A 21,884-nucleotide genomic window follows, 5' to 3' on the forward strand; every position below is an offset into this window, starting at 1 on the left:
TCACCCCCATCGTACCGCTTCACACCTTTCGCACTCCGCCCTGCCGCACAGCAGGGCATGGGGGTTTTCGTGGATCTTTTCCACCACAACTTTTAGCAGACTCTTTAAATGAACCGCCTGCACCGGCGCGCCGCTGATCTCCACGCGGCGCGTATAAATTTCCAGGTCGGAGGCGATGGCATTGAAACCCTCCGAGTCCCCGGGAAAGCCGGGACATTCGACCACCTTGTCCCGCGTCAAGGCCCAGCGGATGAACTGCATGCGTCCCGCCAGTTTCTCCCCATAATGAATGCTGGTGTTGACGCACTGGTCCACACCGAGCAGCAAGACCCAGCCGTCCTGTTCGGCAAGCGCGGCGATGGGCGCGAAGGGCTCGTAGAAGGTCTGTGTGTTGAGGATCGCATCCATATTGATGCCCACAAAGGATTGAATGGGGTGGGACGATCGTTTTGCCTTCGGGTGCCTGCGCAATGTTTCAGGCAAAACACCCATGGTTTTATCCGCGGGCATGCCGGGGTGATAGGGCTCCGCCATTTTATTCAGGTCCGTTTGACTGCCGTAGGTCAGGCCGTTGCGCGGCGGACCGATCTCCGGGTTTAACATCGTCTTGTAGGTGAAGGCCGGCATGATCAGCCCGCGCGTGGAATCGAGCAGGGCCGACAGCATGGTCTCCGCATCCACGGAACCGAAGGCGCGCAGGGAAGCATGGGCAATGACCGGATTTTTACGCAAGCCCAATTTGGAAAAGGCAGTTTTGAATCCGGCTGCCGAGGCGGGCAACTCTATTTTCCCTTCCAGGCCGCTTTGCGTTTTTCGATGAAGGCCTGCATCCCCTCCTTTTGATCCTGCGTTGCAAACAGCGGATAGAAATTACGCTTCTCGGTTTTGAGGCCTTCGGTCAGCGTGGTCTCGAAGGCGGCATTGACCGCATCCTTGGCCATGCGCACCGCCAGCGGCGCGCGCGAGGCGACCTCCTCCGCGAAGGCAACTGCGGCATCGAGATACCCTTCCACCGCAACGACGCGGTTGGCGAGGCCGAACTGCAGCGCTTCGGCGGCGGTCAGCGTGCGGTTGTTGATGACCATTTCCATGGCAAGCTGTTTTCCGAGCAGGCGCGCAAGGCGTTGTGTACCGCCCGCGCCGGGGATGACACCAATCGTAATTTCAGGCTGGCCAAATTTTGCAGATTCAGATGCGATGACCATGTCACACGAAAGCACGAACTCGCATCCGCCTCCCAATGCCCAGCCGGAGACCGCCGCGATGACCGGTTTCCCGATGCCGCGGATGCGGTCCCAGATCTCCACGCGCCCCTGCGTGACCATTTGGACATAGGAGGCATCCGCCATTTCCTTGATGTCCGCGCCGGCCGCGAAGGCTTTTTCATTGCCGGTCACGACGATCGCGCCAATGGTTTCGGATGTATCGAACTCTTCGAGCGCGTCAAAGAGTTCGGTGAGCATGGCGATATTGAAGGCGTTCATCGCCTGCGGACGATTGAGCGTGACGATCCCCACGCGCCCGCGGATTTCCGTCAGGATGGTGGTATGGGTCATGTTTCCTCCGAAGGATTTTCGATTAATTCTGATTGATTATAAACTCAACCATTGAGATCAGCGCATAGCGCCATCCATGCTGTATAATTCGCGGAATTGGAGAACAACATGGACATTCTATTTATCGGTCACTCTCACCTGCGCTGGCTGGTCCTGCTGGTCGCCGCCATTGCTGTGGTCAAATTTGCGATCGGCTGGCTGCGCGGCGGGGAATTCAAAGGCATGGACCGCGGTCTGACCTCCGCCTTCAGCGGCGTGATGGACCTGCAGGCCACGCTTGGATTCATCCTCTTTATCTGGATGGGGGTGACAGGCTTGGGCTTCCCGATGTACCGCATCGAACACGCCGTCACGATGCTCATTGCCGCGTCCGTTGCGCACCTGCCCGCGCGCTGGAAGCATGCCGCGGATGGCATCCGCTTTCGCAACGGGTTGTTTTGCATCCTTGGCGCGCTGCTGCTGGTCTACCTCGGGGTGATGCGCCTGCCCGGCGGGTGGAGCCGGTAGGGGCGCAGGGCGAAACGGACGGGTTTTTCATCCCTTTTTTGTTTCTCAGAAAATATTAATCCATGATAAACTTCCATATCGTTCAAGGCTGGAACGTGGATACATTGGAGAAGAGATGGAAAACAAGTTATATGTAGGCAACCTGCCCTACTCCGCCACTGAGGATGATCTCAAAGCTCACTTCAGCCAGGCCGGAAATGTCACCTCTGTTGCGCTGATCAAGGACCGCGCATCAGGACGCGCCAAAGGATTTGGTTTCGTGGAAATGGAAACCAATGAAGAGGCGCAAAAAGCCATCAGCATGTTCAATGGACAGGATTTCATGGGACGTGCCATCACCGTCAATGTCGCCAAGCCTCGCGAAGAGCGCCCTCGTAATTTCGACAGAAATCGCGACGGCGGCGGGCGGAACCGCTACTAGCAAAAACCTCCAGCCCTGAACCTTGAAGGTAATCAACAGCCCCGCACGCGCGGGGCTGTTATCATTAGGCGATGAAACGAATCCTTCTGCTCGGCCCCGTTCTTTTTGCAGGCGTTACAACCATCCTCACGTTTGTGAAATTCGATTTTCTAAAAAGCCTCGGCTGGCATCCCATTAACGACCCGACCTTCGACTGGCCCAGCGGCCTCGCCCTCGGCAGATATGGCTGGATCATGACCGCGACATTCATCATCAGCGGGATGCTCATGATGACGCTTGCCGTGCGCCTCTTTTTCGACCTCAACCCTGCTCCTGCCTCCAGGATGGGTTCCACGCTGATGATGTTCGCCGGGCTCGCCCTCGCCGCCCTGTCCTTTACCACCGACCCGACCATCCGCGACACTCCCGCCACCAGGCACGGACGTCTGCACGACCTGTCATTCGTGGCGCTCGGGCTGACACTCTTCCCCGCCATGATCGTGCTCGGCTTCGCCTTCCGCAACGATGAAAAATGGAAGAACCTTTCGCTCTACACATGGGGAACGCTCGCGCTCGCGGCTCCCGCCTTTGCGCTCAAAGGCGCGGCATTTTATATGTTCCTGCTGGCGATTTTGGTGTGGAATGAGGTCGTGGCAATACGGTTGAACAGAAGTCAATGAGAAAGAAGTCAATTTTGATGGGTCAGAGAGTTTCTGACCCGTTTTGTCTTTAATATCCCAAACCTTGGTTGTCATAAAATTATATATAATGTACAATCCGCGCCAATCGGAGGAGTCTCATGCAAGCCTACGAACTGACCCAACTCATTTCCCGGCAAAAAGCCTCGGACGAACCCTACGTCGAATTCCTCAACGTCCCCGACTTGAGCATGGGACTGTATGCCCTCCCCGCAGGCGGAGTTGATCCACAACAACCGCACACGGAGGATGAGGTCTATTATGTGGTGAGCGGACGGGCGAAGATTCAAGTCGCGGACGAAGACCGCTCCGTGCAGGCAGGCTCAATTGTCTATGTTGCAAAGAATGTCGAGCACAAATTCCACTCGATTAAAGAAGAACTGACAGTGATCGTCTTCTTCGCGCCGGCGGAGTATTCGAACAAATAAACAAATTTACCGCGAAGAACGCCAGGAACGCGAAGATTTAAAAAGGTTTTCTTAGCGATCTTCACATGCTTGGCGGTTCAAAAAGGAATGTTATGCTCAACCTAAAAACCACCCCCTTCCACGAACGGACGTCCGCGTTGTGCCAGCCGCAGAACTGGCGCAAGTGGGCGGGTTATTTCGCCGCTGGCTCGTACGAGCACACGCTCGACCGCGAGTATTGGGCGATCCGCAACTCGGCGGCGTTGATCGATATCTCGCCGCTGATCAAATACATCATCAAAGGAAAAGATGCGGCGGCGCTGCTGCACCGCGTCACCACGCGAGACATTCACAAAATGAAAGTGGGACAGGTTGCTTACACCGGCTGGTGCGATGAAGAAGGCAAGCTGATCGACGACGGCACCGTCTCGCGACTCGAAGAGCAGACCTTCCGCCTGACTGCCGCGGAACCGAATCTGCGCTGGCTGACGATGAACGCTGTCGGCATGGAGGTCTTCATCACCGAAGTGACGGATGAAATTGCCGCGCTCAGTTTTCAAGGTCCAAACACCAGAAAAGTTTTGAATAAAGTGACAGAAACTCCAGTGGCTGAATTGAAATATTTCCGCATGATGAAAAATAAAATCAATGGAATCGAAGTCACCATTTCAAGAACGGGCTATACAGGCGACCTTGGTTACGAGATTTGGATGGATGCCAAAGACGCGCTCAACGTTTGGGACACGCTCATGGAAGCAGGCGCGGACTACGGCATCACGCCCGTCGGCATTCTGGCAATGGACATGGCGCGCGTGGAAGCGGGTCTGTTCATGCTCGATGTGGATTACACCTCCACCAGCCATGCGTGGATCGAGCCGCAGAAATCTTCTCCCTATGAATTGGGACTTGATTGGACGGTCGCGCTCGACAAACCCGGCTATTTTGTCGGTCGCCGCGCCTTGGAAAAAGAAAAGCGCGAAGGATCCGCGTGGAAGATGGTCGGTTTGGCAGTGGATTGGGTCGGCATGGAAAAAATATTCGGCAAGGTCGGCTTGCCGCCGCAGATCCCCGGCATGGCAGTGCGCGGAAGCCTGCCGATCTTCCTTGGCAACGTGCAGGTTGGGTATGCCTCCACTTCCACATGGTCGCCCGTGTTGAAGCGCTACATCGCCCTTGCGCACTTGCAGAGACCGTATTATGAAATCGGCACGGATGTGAGAATGGAGATCACGGTGGAGCATCACCGTCAACACGCGCCTGCGAAGGTGGTCAACCTTCCGTTTTATGAACCAGAATGGAAAAAACGTTGACAAGTTTAAAGGGTAGAAGGTTGGAAAGTTGAACCCGCCAACCTGAAACTTTCAAACGTTCAAACTTGTCAACCTTCAAACAGAGAAAACCCATGACATCATCCAACACGTACGACGCAATTATCATCGGCGGCGGTCACAACGGACTTGTGGCTGGCGCATATCTCGCTCTTGCTGGCAAAAAAGTGGTCGTGCTCGAGCGCCGACATATCGTCGGCGGCGCGGCAGTGACTGAGGAGATCTTCCCCGGCTATAAATTCACCGAGTTTTCGTACGTGGTGAGCCTGTTGCGCCCGGAGATCATCCGCGATTTGGAACTGCCCAAACACGGATTGAAAATCCTTCCGCTGCCCTCCACCTTCACCCCCATGGAAAATGGCGATTATCTCGCTGCATGGGATGACCACGACCTGACCCGCCGCGAGATCTACCGTCACTCGCCCAAGGATGCGGAAGCATACGACGGGTATGCCCGCGTCATGGCGCGTGCGGCAAAGGCGATCAAGCCGATCATCAATTTGATTCCACCTGACCCAACTTCTTTGAGCATGCCTGACATGCTTGGCTTGCTCAAACTCGGTCAATATGCGGCAGGGCTTTCTGAAAAAGAACTGTACATGGTCGCCAAACTCGTCACCCAATCCTCGGCGGACTTGCTCGAAGAGTGGTTCGAGACCGATGCACTCAAAGGCACCAAGGCCGCCAGCGGAATCATCGGCACCTTCCTTGGTCCGCGCTCGCCTGGGACCGCGTATGTTTTGCTTCATCATTACATGGGCGAAATTGACGGCGCGTTTCGTGCGTGGGGTTTTGCCAAGAACGGCTCTGGCGGAGTCAGCGGCGCGATCTTTAACGCGACCCAAGCGCTCGGGGTGGAGGTCAGAGTCAACGCTAGCGTGCAGCAGGTCAAGGTCAAGGGTGGACGCGCCGTAGGTGTCATCCTCGAAAACGGAGATGAACTCACATCCAAAGTTGTGATGTCCGCCGCCGACCCGAAGCGCACCTTCCTGCAATTCGTTGAGGGTAAACATCTGCCCGATGATTTCGTCACGTCGATTCAAAATTTCCGCGCGCGCGGCTCGTCGGGTAAGGTCAATATTGCTCTGAGCAAACTGCCGAACTTCACCGCGCTGCCATATACAGGCAACGGCGCGAACTCGGTTTTGCATCGCGGCGCGGTTTCGATCAGCCCGAGCATTGATTACATCGAACGTGCCTACGACGACGCAAAGTACGGGCAGATTTCCAAACGCCCCTACATCGACATGATCTTCCCATCGATGATCGACCCCGACATGGCGCCGCCCGGACATCACGTAATGTCTTGCTTCGTGCAATACGCGCCGTACGACCTAGAAGGCGGTTGGACCGACCAGCGCCGCGACGAACTCGGCGAAGCGGTCATTGCCACCATCGAAGAATACGCGCCGAACATCCGCGAGTGCATCGTGGGCATGCAAGTTATTTCACCCAAAGACATCGAACGCATCGCCGGCATCACCGGCGGCAATATCTTCCACGGCGAACTGCTGCTGCACCAGATCTTCTTCCTGCGTCCGGCACCGCAATGGGCGGACTTCCGCACCCCGCTCAAAGGCTACTACTTCGGCGCGAGCGGCGCGCATCCCGGCGGCGGTGTGATGGGCGCGCCCGGCATGTTGGCGGCGAAGGAAATGTTGAAGGATGGGTTTTAGAAGATAGACGATGGGCGATAGACTATCGCCCATCGTCCTTAATGGTATAGTTCCAGTTTCAAAACAACCGCGTTGAGTCCAAAACGTACATACATGCAGCCTGACCAATGGCAGGAAGATCGTTTTGGAAGAACCCTTATGCCCAATCCAATCATCAAAACAAAAATCAACCCGCCAGCGCTTCGCCGTGATCTGGTTTCCCGCAAACGCCTCATCATCCTGTTATCCGATGGGATCAGGCAGGGGCACAGATTAACGTTTGTCTCCGCGCCTGCAGGGTTTGGCAAAACCACCCTCGTGAGTGAATGGATCGATTCGGGCGACATCCCTGCGGCGTGGATCTCACTGGACGAGGGCGACAGCGACCCTTCCCGCTTCCTGACCTACCTCATAGCTGCTCTGCAAACCCTGATCACTGGTGTCGGTGACGGTGTATTGGCGGCGCTTCAATCATCGCAACCCATCTCTGCCAAAGAACTGCTCACCACCTTGCTCAACGAACTATCTTCAACAGAAGATAATTTCATCCTTGTTCTCGATGATTATCACGCGATAGATTCCAAAGCGATGGAGGAACTGCTCGCATTTCTAGTGGAGCACATGCCGCCACAGATGTATTTGGTCATCACCACCCGTGAAGACCCCGCATTGCCGCTTGCCCGCTTGCGCGCCAGAAATCAACTGACCGAAATTCGCGCCGCGGACTTGCGCTTTACTGAAAGTGAAGCCGCCGAATTTCTCAATCAGGTTATGGGGTTGAAGCTTTCCGCGGAAGAAGTTGCCGTGTTGGATAAGCGCACCGAAGGCTGGGTGGCAGGGCTGCAATTGGCGGCGCTCTCCATGCAGGGACTTCAAGACTCTGCCGCGTTCATCCGCTCATTTAGCGGAACGCATGTCTTTGTGTTGGATTATCTACTGGAAGAAGTGCTGCACAAACAGCCAGAGCATGTGCAGGGATTTTTACTGCACACATCCATCTTGGAGCGATTAAGTGGCGGGTTGTGCGATGCCCTGCGGCAGGATGAAGACACTTCGGCGCAGGAAACGCTGGAAACCCTTGAACACAATAATTTATTTGTCATTCCGCTCGATACCGAGAGACGCTGGTATCGCTATCATCATCTTTTTCGCGATCTGCTTCGTCATCGATTGAATCAAAAGCACAGCAAGGAAGAAGTCGCGGGGATGCACACCCGCGCCAGTGAGTGGTTCGAGCAACATGGCGAAATTGGTGAGGCGTTCCAGCACGCCATGTCCGCTGCGGATGTTGACCGTGCCGCCCGCCTGCTGGAAAACAGTTGGCTTGGCATGGATGAAACCTTTCAGACGGGCACCTGGCTTGGGTGGGCAAACCAACTTCCGTTGAATGTGAGGCGTGTGCGTCCCGTTCTGTTGACTCAGATCGGCTGGTCATACATGGATGCGGGCAATGTCATGCTGAGCGAGTCCAGTTTGCGGGATGCCGAAAATTCATTGAAGCGCCCTCGCGAAGAATTGGTGATCGTGGAAGCCGAGCAATTCCGCACCCTGCCCGCGCGCATCGCGTTCGCCCGCGCATACAATGCGCAAACGCAGAATCGTTTTGACGATGTGGTCAGATACGTCGAAACGGCGCTGGATATCATCCCGCATGAAGACCAGTACATGCAGGCGCAGGCATCGTCGATCTTAGGCACTACGTATTGGGCGAGCGGCGAGTTGGATAAGTCTTTCGAGTTAATGAGCAACTGGGTGAATGCAGCTCAGCAAGCGGGCAATATTGTGTTTGCGGTGGCGGCATCATTCGGCAAAGCGGATATTCTCATCACCCAGGGTCGCTTGCGCGATGCCATGCAGGTCTATCAAACGGCGTTGAGTTTGGCGGCAGAACACGGCGCAGAACAGCACACAGCGCACCATCATTTGGGGCTGGGGCTGCTGCATCACGAAATGGGCGAAGATGAACCCGCCGCGCCTCATTTGCAAAAAGCATTTGAACTTGGCAGGCAAACCACCATCGTGGATTGGATGTATCGCAAGACTCTGGCGCAGGCGTACCTCAAAGAATCAGAAGGCGACCTGCGCAGTGCTCTGGACTTGCTGAACGACGCACAGCGTTTTTACGTCCGCACGCCGATCCCCAACCTGCGCCCGGTGGAAGCCATGCAGGCTCGTATTCACATCAAGCAAAACCACTTGAACAAAGCACAGGCCTGGGCACACCAGAGCGGGCTTTCATTGCAAGATACACCCATCTTCCTGAACGAGTTCGGGTATCTCACCTTCGCCCGGATCATGCTCGCTGAAAATCAGAACGACCAACATTTTCAGACCATGCTGCAAATGTTGGAGTCTCTCTTGAAACAGGCAGGGAGTCAAAACCGCCTGCGCAGCCGCATCGATATTCTGATCACGCAAGCGCTGGCGTTTTCTGCAAAGGATTCCGCCAAAGCCCTCGCTGCCCTTGAACAAGCGCTGACCCTGGCAGAACCCGAAGGTTATTTGCGCCTCTTTGTCGATGAGGGCAAACCCATGGCAGAGTTGTTGTCCAAGTTCAAGAGCAGTAAGTTACAGCAATACGCAAACAGAATTTTGGCTGCACTCACCCCCTCTATTCATCCTTCATCATTCATCATTCAGCCTTTAATTGACCCTTTGAGCGACCGCGAACTCGAAGTGCTGCGCCTCATTGCGCAGGGGCTTTCCAACCAGGAGATCACCCAAAAACTGGTCGTCGCGCTTAGCACGGTCAAGGGGCACAACCTGCGCATCTTCGCCAAACTGCAAGCCAAAAGCCGCACCGAAGCCGTCGCTCGCGCCCGCGAACTGGGCTTGCTCTAACCCCAACAATACTCAAAACAATACTTTTGGTCCTAACGGCAATACTCTCCTGCCGTTATATTCGCGCACGTTGATGATGACTCACTTCTACGAAATTCGGATCGCAGGGCATCTGGATGCCCATTGGGCAGACTGGTTCGACGGCATGTCCATCACGCTGGAAGAAGATGGAACCACGCTTCTTTCTGGACCTGTGCCTGATCAGCCCGCCCTATATGGGTTGCTGCGAAAGGTACGTGACCTCGGTCTTCCGCTCGTTTCGGTGAACCAGATAACAGTCACTTTGAATCAACAAATTCTAAATAAAAAAAGGAGTAATACAAAAATGAATACAAACAACACGACCACTGAAATGGAATACAGGGTGTCCACGACGCGAATCGTCGGCGTCGTCGCGCTCGCCTACGCCGCGTCAATGATTTTTCAGAACGCGGTGTTTGCGGTCACTGGTGCGCCTAACTACAGCGATCCTCTTGGTGTGGTCCTCACCTACCACGCCGAGAACCAGGGCGCCTTGGCAGTCACTTCGGGTCTGGAGTCCGTGAATATGGTGTTGCTCCTGTTATTCGTCACGGCGCTGCACGGGCTCATTCAACGCCGTGGCGGCGCAGGGGCGGACTGGTCGCGGCTCGCGGTAGCAGCCGGAGCGGCGCTCTCGGCGTTATTCGCCCTCACCATTGCCACGCACATCGCGGTCGTGCTCGCCGCGGATGGCCTGTCCGAGCCGCCCCCCGCCTTCGAGTTGATGTGGCAACTCCATGCCGCGGCATTCGCGCTCGCGTTGCCCGCGCTCGGGGCGACCTTCATCGGCGCGGCGTTAGCCACCCACGCCAGCGGTTTGACGCGACCATGGCAGCGGCTGTTAGGCGTGGTGGGCGGCAGTTTGCCCATCTTGGCCGGGGTCGGAAACCTCGCCATCGCGAATGGGTCGCCACTGGTGTTCGTTGGGGTTCTGGGCCTGGCTACGTGGCTCGTCTGGCTGGTTGTCACCGGCCTACGGCTCATTCGTGGATAGTGCTGACATCGCCCTATAGGTGGCGCTCGTTAGCGAAAGGAAGGAGGTTGCAATTGGGGCTGTTGTAGAAGTAATGCTTCTTTTGCTAATTACTCGTTATAAATATTGTTTTTCGCAAAAATTAATTTAATTGCAGAAAGACAGGAGAAAGTAAATTATGAACAGCGACAGTCTACAAACTACGTTGAACAATCTATTGCTGTCAGGAACACAGTCTAACCCTGCCAGTATATTTGTGTGCATTGACGATGACTCACTTCTACGAAATTCGGCTCGAAGGGCATTTGGATGATCGCTGGCAGGACTGGTTCGACGGCATATCCATCACGCTGGAAGAGGATGGAACCACGCTTCTTTCTGGACCTGTGACTGATCAGCCCGCCCTGTACGGAATCCTGCGCCGGATGCGTGACCTCGGTCTGCCGCTGGTGTCGGTCAACCGCGTGGAAGAATCAAAACCAAACCTCAAACCAAAAGGAAATCTTATGTCAATCACACAGTACGCCGCAATCGGATTTGCGGTCATCGCATCAGGCGCCGCCGCGTTTCAGGTCGCCTTGGCAGCCGGGGCGCCTTGGGGCGCATACGCCATGGGCGGAGCCTACCCCGGCACATTCCCACCTGCGTTGCGCGTCGCCGCCTTATTTCAAGCGGTGCTGCTGGTTGGTTTTGCGCTGGTCGCGCTCTCCCGCGCCGACCTGATTCTGCCCGCTTGGGCACAAGCTTCGCGGTGGATGATGTGGGTCATTGTTGCATTTTCGACGCTGAGCCTGATTCTTAATCTCATTACACCCAGCGCTGGCGAACGCGCCATTTGGGCGCCAGTCGCTTTTCTCATGCTGTCATGCAGCCTGATCGTTGCGCTATCCAATACCCTGCCGAATCCTGCTTCATAAAGCGCATGTCAGTGTCCCCTAAATCGCTCTTCAAACTGGATGGAACTGGCACGGGCATTTCTCTGGTGCTGGCATTGGTCCTGCTGCTACCCTTGAACAATTTGTTCGGCTTTCATCCCCTCTGCATTGGTGGTCTGATCGTGTATGCGGCTTTCCTGCTGATGTACGACATCCATTGTCGGCGCATGGCAGATGTTAACAGGAAGCCCAAAGTGGGATTTCTGATCGTATTCAACACTTTGTTTATGCTCATTAGCGCCACTGTACAGTTATATCCGGAATATCGACCCACCGTTTTAGGCACACTCTACCTGTTAGGTGAAATAATCATTATTTTTGTACTGATCGTCATTCAATTCAAAACGTTGAAGGAGAAATAAGCATGAATACCAAAAGAATCGACAACCGAGATCTGCTCTCTACCTTGTGGATCGTGGTCATGCTCAGCGTCATCAAAACAGATGTCCTTTCCCTGTTCATCCCCGGTATAGCAGAGGAACTGGCGCAGACTTCAGTCATCACTGGTGCTTCTATTCCGCAGTTGATGCTTTTCGGCGCAGTGATGGGGACGGTTGGATTCGCCATGATTTTCCTCTCCCGTGTCTTAGAACATGGCGCGAATCGCCGGGTGAACCTGATCGTCAGCCCTCTTTACATACTCTACATTGTGGGCGGAGGCACGTTGTATCCGCATTACATTTTTCTCGCAACGGTGGAAGTGATCTGTCTTTTGTTCATTTTCTGGAATGCATTGAAATGGTCGAACAGCGAAAATTAACCTGTATAAAAAAGGAATCTGAAATGAAAGCAATTGTATTAACCCAATATGGCGGACCCGAACATTTGAAACTGGCAGAGGTTCCCGTGCCCACACCGAAAGATGACCAAGTGTTGGTCAAAGTGTATGCTGTCTCGGTCAACTCTGCCGATTGCCGTCTGTTGAGCGGACCCGTTCCACGCCTGATGGGCTTTGGTCTCTTGAGACCGAAAGACAAGATCATGGGCGCGGATATTGCCGGGCGCATCGAGGCTGTGGGGAAAAACGTCACCCGCTTCAAGCCGGGCGACGAGGTCTTCGGTGATATTGCCACGGGCTTTGGCGGCTTCGCAGAATTTGCCTGCGCGCGCGAGTCTGTGCTGGTGAAGAAGCCCGCCAACCTGACCTTTGAGCAAGCGGCAGCGGTGCCGATGGCGGCGGTCACGGCATTGCAGGGACTGCGCAAGGGGGGCGTCCAGCCTGGAAACCGAGTGGCAATTGTCGGCGCGTCTGGAGGCGTGGGGACGTTTATGGTGCAGATTGCCAAATCCTTCGGTGTGGAAGTCACAGCAATATCCAGCACGAAAAAAATGGAAGGGCTGCGTGCTTTGGGCGCTGACCATGTCATTGACTACACCCACGAAGATTTCACTCGCAGTGGTCAGCGTTACGATTTGATTCTGGCGGTCAACGGCTATCGCCCGCTCGCGGACTATCGTCGCGCGCTCAAACCGCAGGGGACGTATGTTATGGTTGGCGGAGAAGGCAGGCAAATTTTCGAGTCGCTGATGATGGGCCCGCTTGTCTCCCGGCGCGGCGGGCAGACGGTGACGAATCTCTTCGCATCTCCAAATGCTGCTGACCTGGCTTTTGTCAAAGACCTGATCGAGGCGGGTAAGGTCACCCCGGTTATTGACCAAATCTATCCGCTTGAAAACACGGCGGAGGCGGTCCGCCATGTTGGCGCAGGTCATGCTGCGGGAAAAATTATCATTCGTATCAAATAGATATTATGGACTTTGATCTTGCCGTTGCAAACGGATTGTTGCCCCGGTACATCGTCTAAGGTATCATGTGAACGAAAGTTAACATACCTGAAGAAAGGAAAAATGCGCAAAAAAGGAGAGGAATCATTAATGACATCCAATCACTACGACACCATCATCATCGGCGCGGGTCACAATGGACTGGTCGCCGCCGCGTATCTCGCCAAACAGGGCAAAAAGGTTCTGGTACTCGAACGCCGCGCCATCGTCGGCGGTTCTGCCGTGACCGAATCCTTCGGCGACGGTTTCACCGTCGATTCGGTCTTCACCGGCGGAAATCTCCGCCCGGATATTGTCAAAGACTTGAAGCTCTCACTCCCCGCTTCGACTTCGGGTTTCGATACGGTCGACAAGCGCCGCCTACTTAACCCTCCGCTCGGCGCGAGACCAGCGTTTATATCCCTGCAACCTGATGGCAACCACATTACACTCGACACCGAGTCCATCAAACGCATCTCCGCAAAGGACGCAGCGCGCTGGAGCGAATTTGTCCGCTTTATGGACAAGGCGGCATACATCCTTGACGCCGCCTACTCCACGATCATGCCACGACTTCCAAAGAGCATGAACATCCGCGAAGGCTACGGCTTGCTCGAACTCGGACTCGAACTGCGCCTCGCCGGGCGCAAGGACATGCTCAACTTCATCCGCGCCCTGCCGATGACCGCGCAGGAACTCGGGGAGGAATACTTCGAATCCGAAGTTGTCAAAGCGGCGGTTGCTTCGGTTGCGATCCACGGCTCCACACTGGGACCGATGTCCGCAGGCACGGGCTACACCTTGATCCATAACTGGATGAATCGCGGCGAACTGGCACACGTCAATGTCGGCAAAGCAGGCGAAATCACACAGGCGCTGGCAAATGCCGTGAAATCCTTCGGCGGTGTGATCAGAACCGGCGCCGAAGTTGCCAGCATCAAAGTTGAAGATCAAATTGCAAAGGGTGTTGTCCTTGCAAGCGGCGAAGAGATTTTCGCGAAAACAGTTCTCTCCTCCGCCGACCCGAAACACACCCTGCTCAAACTCGTTGGTCCGCGGGAGTTGCCGCCTGAATTCGTCTGGCACACGCAGTCCATCAAAATGCGCGGCTCGGTGGCGAAGATTCACCTGCTCACAGAGGGCAATCACGGCATCCCGGCAGGGACATTGGCGGTCGCCCCGTCCATTCGATATTTGGAAAAAGCCTACGACACGACAAAGTATGGCGAGATTTCCGAAAAGCCTTATCTCGAAGTGACGACTTCGGGTAATACGGTTTCCATCCATTTGCAATTTGCGCCGTACGTGTTGAAAAATAGCAGTTGGCAGGTTGAAGGTTTGAAAGTTGAAAAACTGGCGGTTGATACTCTGGCGGAATACTTCCCCAATCTGAAATCGTCAATCGTCAATCGTAAATCGCTCACTCCCCAAGACCTTGAAGAAACCTATGGCTTGACCGAAGGCGACCTCCACCACGGTCAACTCATGCTCGACCAGTTCCTGTTCATGCGTCCAATCCCGGGCTGGTCCAACCACAAGACACCGATTGACAACCTCTACCTATGCGGAAGCGGTGTCCACGGCGGAGGCGGAGTCAGCGGCGCGGCGGGACGGAATGTGGTCAAGGTTTTACAGTAAAATTGGCAAAACCAAACATGAGGAGTAGCCAATGAAGCGTTTATTGATATTTGGGTTAATGCTAGTTTTGCTCACAGCGTGTGGCGAAAGCGAACCACCATTTACTGACAATGGAAATCCCGGTCAGATCAAGGCTGTTGTTTTCTTTGATGATAACCAAAACGGAATCATGGATGGCGGCGAGACAGGCGCCTCATCACACAGGTTGGCACTTGCTGATCAGGTTGGATGTACATCCAGCACTGGCACCCTAAACTTTGTTCCCACTGATTCGAACGGTGCTGTGATCTTTAGCGACCTGAAGCCTGGCAGGTATTGTGTCGCCATTGACAATGGATACAGAACGACGACCAAGTTGAACCTGGATGCTTATGTAAGCAGTGACATGATAACGACGGTATATTTTGGGGTTATCAGAGAACCATAGGCACTATCTGCGGAAGCGGTGTCCACGGCGACGGCGGGGTCAGCGGCGTGAGTGGACATAATGTGATGAAGGGTTTGTAGAGGAAGGAGAAGGTCGCGCTTCCCGCGCGACCTTCTCCTTGTTATAAAATTAAAACCGGGTATTGGTGGGAGGAAATCGTTGCGAATTTTTTACCCGGTTGAAAATCAACAAGTGCCATGCTACAATGCAAAATCGTTCCGTTTTATCGACCAATTTGGAGGAGATATGAAAGTTGCAGTGAAGATCATGCGTTGGCTTGGCGTTTTCATTCTGGCGGTTGTGCTTGCCTCCCTCGGGTTTCTGTGGCTTGGGAATTACCACCCAGGCCCGGTCGAGACCGAGGCGGTGGCGTGTCCTGAGTCCGCGCCGCTGCTGGAGGCGGGTCAATCCTTGAAGGTGTTGACATGGAACGTCCAGACCATGTTTGGCAAGAATTACGTCTTCTGGAGCGACCTGCCGAACAATGACGGCCCCGATGACATGCCGTCGCAGGAGGACATTACGCTGGCCTTCGAAGAGACCTTGCGCGTCATCCGCGCGGAGGACCCGCATATCATCATGATCCAGGAGATCGAAAACGGGGGCAGGCGGACCTACAACGAAGATCAACTTGCGCGCCTGATGGCCATGCTGCCGGAGTACGCGTGTGTGACATCCACCTTCAGCTGGAAATCCGCTTACGTGCCGCATCCGCGCATCAAGGGCAGCGTCGGCTGGGAGGATGCGATCCTCTCGAAATATAAGATCACCGATGCAGAGCGCATCGCCCTGTCCTTTGCAAAAAGCGACTTTGTCACGGATCAGTTCAAGATCAGGCCTGCGCTGTTGAAAGCGACCATGCCCGTCTCGGACGGAAGCGAATTTACGGCATTGACCGTCCACCTTGATCTGTACGTCCACGACACGGATACCAAGGATGTTCAACTGCGCGAGATCGATGCTGTCCTTGTCGAGTTGAGCGCGGCAGGGATTCCCTGGGTGTTGGGCGGCGACTTCAACCTGCTGCCTCCCGATGACGTGTCGTTCAGCCGCCTGCATCCCGAGCATCAAAAATATTACAACACGCAAAGCGAAATTAAATATCTGTTCGACCGCTACCAGGCCGTGCCGAGCCTCGAGCAGGCCAGCGGCGCGGATTTCGCCGCATGGCTCACGCGCTGGCCCAACGACCCCGCCATCCCCGGTCCCGACCGCATACTCGATTACTTTTTCCTGCCGGATTCGGTGAAATTGGGCGCGCACTACGTCCGCCTGGAGGACACGCTGCACATCTCGGATCACATGCCGGTCATCATGGAAGTGACGCTTCCGTAAATGTTCGAGCCGCGTCCGGTGGTTGAGTAGGACGAAATCCGTACACTTGCACCGAACGCAAGTACGGCGTCGAAACCACCAGACGCGCCCCAATTTTTATATACATACGCTCAACTGCACCGCGCGGGGATCGCGCCCGAAGGCAAGGCGCTTTGCCCAGGTGCTGGGGAAATTTCGCAAGACGCGCGAATCCATCATCGTGGGAAAACTGGTTTTCCAGCCCCCAGATTCAAGACTCAATCGGACCCGCTCCGCGCCGCCCTGCAGACCCCAGCCCGCCTCTGCCAATGCGCCTCCGTTCAAACGGACCTCGAGCCCGCCTGCCCCACCCAAAGCGGATTCAAGCCCGCACAGGAGCCGCGGATCGCCATTGAGCAAACTTTCCAGCAGACTGCCCCAGGGAAAGTTGATGGTGATGTGCGAGACCAGTCCGCTCAACTCGTGAGGCAGGGATTGAGCGCTGGCGATGACGTAAAGCAGGTTCGGCAACTTGGCGCGCGAATGTTCGCGCAGGTTCTCGCGGCACGAGTCCACGCCGATGACGAAGTGACGGGGAAATGCTCGGGCATGGTGGAAGGCAAATGTTCCGTCACCCGTTCCGAGGTCGAGTGTGATGCGGTTATAGTTTGCGAGCCGCGTGCGTAATTCAGTTAAATCCAAAGTATGGGACGTTCGGCCCCGAATTGTTTCCATTTGAAACCTCCAATTTGTCGAAGTTGAGGGAGTGCGACAAATTGGAACGGGGCGGAGCACGGGCGCGCTTAAATACGAATAGACGGCTGCGTCAGGCACCGTCGAGGTCATCGGGTGTGGGTTTTTTGGAAGTTAAGGGGAGTACGGCTTAGCAGGGCGGTCGTGCGGTGTTCATGAGGATATTTTAGCATTGTTCGTGGACTATGGACGTTAACGTTTTGCAAGAGGCGGTGGATGGATTCCCGCCTTTTGTGTATAATCCCAGCGTCGCCCTGATAGTTCAATGGATAGAACAAGGCACTCCTAAGGCTTAGATGTAGGTTCGATTCCTACTCAGGGCACCATGAATTCCCCCGGCTTTTAATGATTCTCTTATTAAAATAGGCTTGCATATTTACTGCAGTGGTAGTATTATTGCAAACGATGACCGCTAGGGTGCCCCCCTCACCCTGGCGGTCATCATTTAATCTTATAATTGAAACCTGTAACTTAACCCATAAGTCTGCCGCTTTGGCAGACTTATGCTTCCAGATTGGGGATATTGCAACTGACACAACAGCGCGAGTTACCGATTTCCGGACAAAATCGTTAGCATTTGATCAAGTTGCGTCTCGCCTCAGATCTTTTCGAGGCAATTAATCACAGCTGGGACCCATTTTGTGTGAAAATACGTAATTTTTTTTCGGCAACATTATGCTTCCAGAATGTACTTGCGGCAAACTTATCCTTCCATTCCTTTTTCAATTCATGATTTTTGACGATTCGCTATGAGTAAATCGCGGCAAACTTATGCTTCCAGGCGTGGCAAACTTATGGGTTAAGTGACAAAACCAACAAAAAAGCGGACGAATTCACACGTCCGCTTTTTGATTCTATTTTTTCAGATCTTTCCATACAAAACGTATGATCCAATCACTGGATATCCACACATTCACATTTGTTTCCATCAAAGGACTGTCCCTGGGCGCTGCAGGCTGCAATGGATAAGTTGCATCCCCCTCCTGCGCTGCCGCCATCGCCGTCGCCCTGGGGATTTTGGATGCAGAGCCCCCTGCCCGGCGCAAAATAGGTCCCGGGCGGGCAGGTGTTGGCCGAAGGTACCAGGGTGGGAGTCTCCCCAACAGAAGGTTCCAAGACGGGCACGGGGCAGGAGAATTCGATCCCGCCTGCGGTGTAGGTGCGAAGGTCGGCCGACTGAGCGGGGTCGCACACAACGGCCGGGCAGATGGTGACCTCCGGTATATCGAGCGACCACAGATGGGAGGTCAGTCCGCGCAGGCGCTCCTGAATATTGGACGGTTCGCAATGGCGGCTATCATCAGGCGATTGGAAGGTGTCGCAACCATTATCGGAGGATGGGTGGAGCACGCTGCGGAAGTCCTCCGGTCTTGCCCATTCGATGATCGTGCAGTTGCCGCCGGCTGGCGCGCCGACCAGGTCGTCGCAACTGACGCTCATCGAGGAGGGGTCGGTGCTGGCGGCTTGTTCCGCACCGCTGCGGTGGTTGGCGCGGCGCTGGCAGAATTCTGCGATGGCCGAGTCGTCCCCTTCCGGGCCGGGGTTACCCTCGGTCCCGCCGCTGCTTGGCGGAGGGTCACTTCGAGGGCCTTCCGGTACTGGATCTGGCGGCGGTGGGGTTGTAGCCTCTGATGAGTAACCAGCATTGCCTTCGTCTCCCTCAGTAACTGTGAATGCTTCGGTACGCTGAGCTTCAGATCCATCGGCATGAAACTTTGTGATGACGCGAGAACCATAGCCATCCATATTGACGGTTTCTGAAATTATTTGAACAGTTCTTACACCCGTACCATCGTCGAACGTATCTACCATGATCCTGCTTACCACTACTATTTCTCCGTCACTGCCGGTTTGGACATAGGTGTAAGTGGTTCGACTAAATCCATTGCCATACCCGAAACTACTTGCACTATGAAAAATCATATTGGCGCGCACTGCGCCGGTCATAATCTGAGACCCCGGCCCGCTATCATATTCGGAACAAATCATATCAAAGGGATCGATGATGCCGGAGCCGGGCGCAAATCCATCTCCGCCGCCGGAAGAACCGTCGCCTCTCTCGTCACAGCCGAGTTCCGGCAGTCCAAGTTGTCGGATCAGTTCGGAATTGCAGAAGGGATCCAGTCCCTGCAGCCAATTTCTAAAAACGTCCAGCCCCAACTGTTCGGTGAAGAAAGAGAAGCGGCGGTTGTCGCCGAGACGCACGTCGAGGATGTCAACCACCCGGTCGCCGTCCAGGTCAAAGGCGGAACTGCGGGTGCCATCGGGAGACACACTGACCAGATTGACGCCGACCAAGTCCGCGGTGACTGTGAGATACCAGATCAAACCTTCATGCAATGTCGGTCCGCCGAAATAATTGCAGTCCTCGTCCATCGGCAGGGATTGAATGTCGCCAAAGATGTCTTCGATATCGGTAAGATGCAAATGACCGATGAAACGCCTTTTTTGGAGTTCGTTCAGCGCCGGGTCCGCAGACGAGTCGAAATACATCTGGTACATGCGCGCGTTCTGGTCGGAGAACTCCTGCGTACCATCGGGTGGATTTGCCGGTAAATTACAAGCGATAAGAATTACTGCAACGATAATGAATATGAACGTTAAGGCAGGCGGGGTGGTACAGATTTTAAAGACCGGGTGAGCGCCGTGTTTTTTCTGCATCAGGTTCCTCCTTGAGGTTTCCGTTCCTGACAGGTCCCTTCCCCCGGTGTGAGTGCAGTGAAAATTGGTCAGGCGGTCACCTCCCAAATAAATTAAGTTTTACTGGAATCGGTCTTAATTTATTACAAACAGCCCCGCGATAAAATCCCCCTTAAGTTCGTGAATTAGCGCACAGGTTTGTGGAGGTTATTGTAGAGTGTGCCTTCAGATGTCCCGGCGAAACCATGGGGGGGGTAACTAACACGAACAAAAAAAGCGGAGGTTTGATATCTCCGCTTTTTTTTGATTCTATTTTTTTGTCTCTTTTATCATTTGGCGGGCAGTCTGCAATAACTCGTGTGCCGAGCGCAGCGTGCCCTCGCCCACTTCGCCGAGCATTTGTGAGAGTTCGAGCAGGCGGGCTTCGCCGTCCAGCACTTCGACGCGGGTGAGGGTACGTCCCTTGTCGACCAGTTTCTGGACCTGATAGTGCTGTTCGCCAAAGACGGCCAGCTGCGGGAGGTGCGTGACGCAGAACACCTGATGGGTGCGCGAGAGATTCCAGAGTTTTTGCCCGACCACCATGCCCACGCGTCCACCGATACCCTGGTCAATTTCATCGAAAATAAGGGCGGGCACTTCGTCGGCGCGCGCCATGACGTTTTTCAAACCAAGCATCAGGCGCGAGGTCTCGCCGCCGGAGGCGATCTTTGCCAGCGGCTTGAGCCCCTCGCCGGGGTTGGGTGCGACGAGAAATTCCACGCGGTCGAAACCGTTCTGGTCGAAGGCGATGCGCGTCCCGTCCGCAATAGGCGCGCCGTTGAGATCCGGCCTGGTCTGGAAGTCGACGCCAAATTGGGCGGATGCCATCTTCAAATCATCGAGTTCAAGTTCAATGCCCTTGCCCATTTCAGCGGCGGCGGATTTTCGTTTTTCGGAAAGCGCGCCGCCCTGCCTGGCGAGTTTCTCCAGCAGTTTGGCCTCCTGCATTTCCAGCTCATCGATGCGGTCTGCCGCACCGGTGATGGTCTCCAGCTGTTTGCGCGCGTCCTCTCCGTACGCGTTGACGGCCGGGATATTCCCGCCGTATTTGCGCGTGAGCGAGTGGATCAGGTCCAGACGCTCCTCCACCTCATCCAATCTCTTTGGATTAAACTCGATCTCTTCGAGATAATTCCGCACACCATGGATGATGTCGGACATCGTATCCAGCATGACCTCGGCCTGATTCGCCAGCTCAACCTGGCCTTCATCTATTTTTGCGAGCGCCGCCAGCGCCTGCGCGGCCTGCCCCACCAGGTCCGTTGCCGCGGGAGTTTCCGGGGAGCCTTCCTCCAGCACTGCAAGGGCTTCCTGCGCATTCTTCGCCAGCGACTCGGCATTCGCCAGTCTGTCGCGTTCCTTGCGAAGTTGCTCGTCCTCGCCGGCTTTCAATTTTGCGGCTTCGATCTCCTCGGCTTGATAGGTGAGGGTTTCGATGCGTCGGTCCGCATCCGCCTGCGCCTTGCGCAGGTCGCCCAACTCGCGCCGCAGGTTCAACAAGGCGTGGTACGTCTGGCGGTACTCTGTCAACGGTTTGGCAACTTCCGCGTAACGGTCCAGCAGGCCGAGGTGCGCGCGCGGATCCAGCAGGGACAAATGTTCCGCCTGGCCGTGGATGTCGATCAACAACGCACCCAACTCCTTCAACAAGCCAACATTCACCGTGCGCCCATTGACACGCGCCACACTGCGTCCCTCCTTGCGGACCTCGCGCATCAAGACCACATAATTGGGATCGTCCATCAATTCCTCGCGGGCAAGGATCTCGTGCACCGCCTCTTTTTCGGGACCTTTGAGCTGGAATACAGCCTCGACAAACGCGGCATCCGACTCGGTGCGGACAAAGGTCGTGTCCGCCTTGCCGCCGATGAGCATGACCACCGCATCGAGGATGATGGATTTTCCCGCGCCTGTTTCACCGGTCAGGATGATGAGTCCCGGCCCGAAACGCAGATCGAGTTTATCTATGATTGCAAAATTCTGGATGTGAAGTTCGGTAAGCATGG

At 55.0% G+C, this 21,884-nt stretch carries 20 protein-coding genes and 1 tRNA gene; 16 read left to right on the forward strand and 5 right to left on the reverse strand.

The annotated features are described in order from the left end of the window. Both QY332_01960 and QY332_01965 read right to left on the reverse strand, forming a co-directional pair. A complete protein-coding gene (locus QY332_01960) occupies positions 1–780 on the reverse strand; it encodes an AAC(3) family N-acetyltransferase (GenBank protein WKZ36692.1) in 780 nt (259 codons plus the stop codon). Positions 781–782: 2 nt separating this feature from the next. After that, entirely contained in the window at positions 783–1,556 is a 774-nt protein-coding gene (locus QY332_01965; GenBank protein WKZ36693.1) for an enoyl-CoA hydratase-related protein, read from the reverse strand. 108 nt (positions 1,557–1,664) lie between these two features. Between QY332_01965 and QY332_01970 the strand changes: the two genes are divergently transcribed. The 15 genes from QY332_01970 to QY332_02040 all read left to right on the forward strand — a co-directional run bounded on the left by QY332_01970 (position 1,665) and on the right by QY332_02040 (position 16,485). After that, positions 1,665–2,063 (forward strand): hypothetical protein, encoded by a 399-nt coding sequence (locus QY332_01970; protein ID WKZ36694.1) that lies wholly within the window; start codon positions 1,665–1,667, stop codon positions 2,061–2,063. 115 nt (positions 2,064–2,178) lie between these two features. Next, positions 2,179–2,484, forward strand: coding sequence for an RNA-binding protein (locus QY332_01975; GenBank protein WKZ36695.1), 306 nt, complete (start codon positions 2,179–2,181; stop codon positions 2,482–2,484). A gap of 71 nt (positions 2,485–2,555) precedes the next feature. Beyond that, positions 2,556–3,143, forward strand: coding sequence for a DUF998 domain-containing protein (locus tag QY332_01980; GenBank protein WKZ36696.1), 588 nt, complete (start codon positions 2,556–2,558; stop codon positions 3,141–3,143). Positions 3,144–3,262: 119 nt separating this feature from the next. Further along, on the forward strand, positions 3,263–3,589 hold the full coding sequence (locus QY332_01985; protein WKZ36697.1) for a cupin domain-containing protein: 327 nt from the start codon (positions 3,263–3,265) through the stop codon (positions 3,587–3,589). 92 nt (positions 3,590–3,681) lie between these two features. Beyond that, positions 3,682–4,878, forward strand: a complete 1,197-nt coding sequence (locus tag QY332_01990) for an aminomethyltransferase family protein (protein WKZ36698.1) — start codon at positions 3,682–3,684, stop codon at positions 4,876–4,878. A 92-nt stretch (positions 4,879–4,970) separates the two neighbouring features. Continuing rightward, the gene (locus QY332_01995; protein ID WKZ36699.1) at positions 4,971–6,572 is read left to right on the forward strand and encodes an NAD(P)/FAD-dependent oxidoreductase; all 1,602 of its coding nucleotides are present in this window, start codon (positions 4,971–4,973) and stop codon (positions 6,570–6,572) included. 138 nt (positions 6,573–6,710) lie between these two features. After that, positions 6,711–9,392 carry a LuxR C-terminal-related transcriptional regulator gene (locus QY332_02000; protein WKZ36700.1) on the forward strand — a complete coding sequence of 894 codons (2,682 nt, stop codon included), beginning with the start codon at positions 6,711–6,713 and terminating at the stop codon, positions 9,390–9,392. Between the two features lie 73 nt (positions 9,393–9,465). Then, the gene (locus tag QY332_02005) at positions 9,466–10,407 is read left to right on the forward strand and encodes a hypothetical protein (protein ID WKZ36701.1); all 942 of its coding nucleotides are present in this window, start codon (positions 9,466–9,468) and stop codon (positions 10,405–10,407) included. Between the two features lie 248 nt (positions 10,408–10,655). Beyond that, on the forward strand, positions 10,656–11,303 hold the full coding sequence (locus tag QY332_02010) for a hypothetical protein (protein ID WKZ36702.1): 648 nt from the start codon (positions 10,656–10,658) through the stop codon (positions 11,301–11,303). Positions 11,304–11,308: 5 nt separating this feature from the next. Further along, complete coding sequence (locus QY332_02015) at positions 11,309–11,683, forward strand: hypothetical protein (GenBank protein ID WKZ36703.1); 375 nt, start codon at positions 11,309–11,311, stop codon at positions 11,681–11,683. A 2-nt stretch (positions 11,684–11,685) separates the two neighbouring features. Further along, positions 11,686–12,081 carry a DUF6326 family protein gene (locus QY332_02020; GenBank protein ID WKZ36704.1) on the forward strand — a complete coding sequence of 132 codons (396 nt, stop codon included), beginning with the start codon at positions 11,686–11,688 and terminating at the stop codon, positions 12,079–12,081. A 23-nt stretch (positions 12,082–12,104) separates the two neighbouring features. Beyond that, positions 12,105–13,067: an NAD(P)-dependent alcohol dehydrogenase gene (locus tag QY332_02025; protein WKZ36705.1), complete on the forward strand. Its 963-nt coding sequence runs from the start codon at positions 12,105–12,107 to the stop codon at positions 13,065–13,067. Positions 13,068–13,169: 102 nt separating this feature from the next. After that, a complete protein-coding gene (locus tag QY332_02030) occupies positions 13,170–14,723 on the forward strand; it encodes an NAD(P)/FAD-dependent oxidoreductase (GenBank protein ID WKZ36706.1) in 1,554 nt (517 codons plus the stop codon). 31 nt (positions 14,724–14,754) lie between these two features. After that, a complete protein-coding gene (locus QY332_02035) occupies positions 14,755–15,150 on the forward strand; it encodes an SdrD B-like domain-containing protein (protein WKZ36707.1) in 396 nt (131 codons plus the stop codon). A 246-nt stretch (positions 15,151–15,396) separates the two neighbouring features. Then, on the forward strand, positions 15,397–16,485 hold the full coding sequence (locus QY332_02040) for an endonuclease/exonuclease/phosphatase family protein (protein ID WKZ36708.1): 1,089 nt from the start codon (positions 15,397–15,399) through the stop codon (positions 16,483–16,485). A gap of 96 nt (positions 16,486–16,581) precedes the next feature. Here the strand turns inward: QY332_02040 and QY332_02045 are convergent, their stop codons facing one another. After that, entirely contained in the window at positions 16,582–17,178 is a 597-nt protein-coding gene (locus QY332_02045; protein WKZ36709.1) for a class I SAM-dependent methyltransferase, read from the reverse strand. A 269-nt stretch (positions 17,179–17,447) separates the two neighbouring features. Here QY332_02045 and QY332_02050 point away from each other — a divergent pair. Next, a tRNA-Arg gene (locus QY332_02050) sits at positions 17,448–17,522 on the forward strand. A gap of 568 nt (positions 17,523–18,090) precedes the next feature. Here QY332_02050 and QY332_02055 read toward each other — a convergent pair. After that, entirely contained in the window at positions 18,091–19,857 is a 1,767-nt protein-coding gene (locus QY332_02055) for a hypothetical protein (protein ID WKZ36710.1), read from the reverse strand. Between the two features lie 288 nt (positions 19,858–20,145). Then, positions 20,146–21,882, reverse strand: coding sequence for a DNA repair protein RecN (recN, locus tag QY332_02060; protein ID WKZ36711.1), 1,737 nt, complete (start codon positions 21,880–21,882; stop codon positions 20,146–20,148). Between the last annotated feature and the right edge of the window lie 2 nt (positions 21,883–21,884).

It is taken from the genome of Anaerolineales bacterium (assembly GCA_030583885.1).
GTDB lineage: Bacteria > Chloroflexota > Anaerolineae > Anaerolineales > Villigracilaceae > Villigracilis.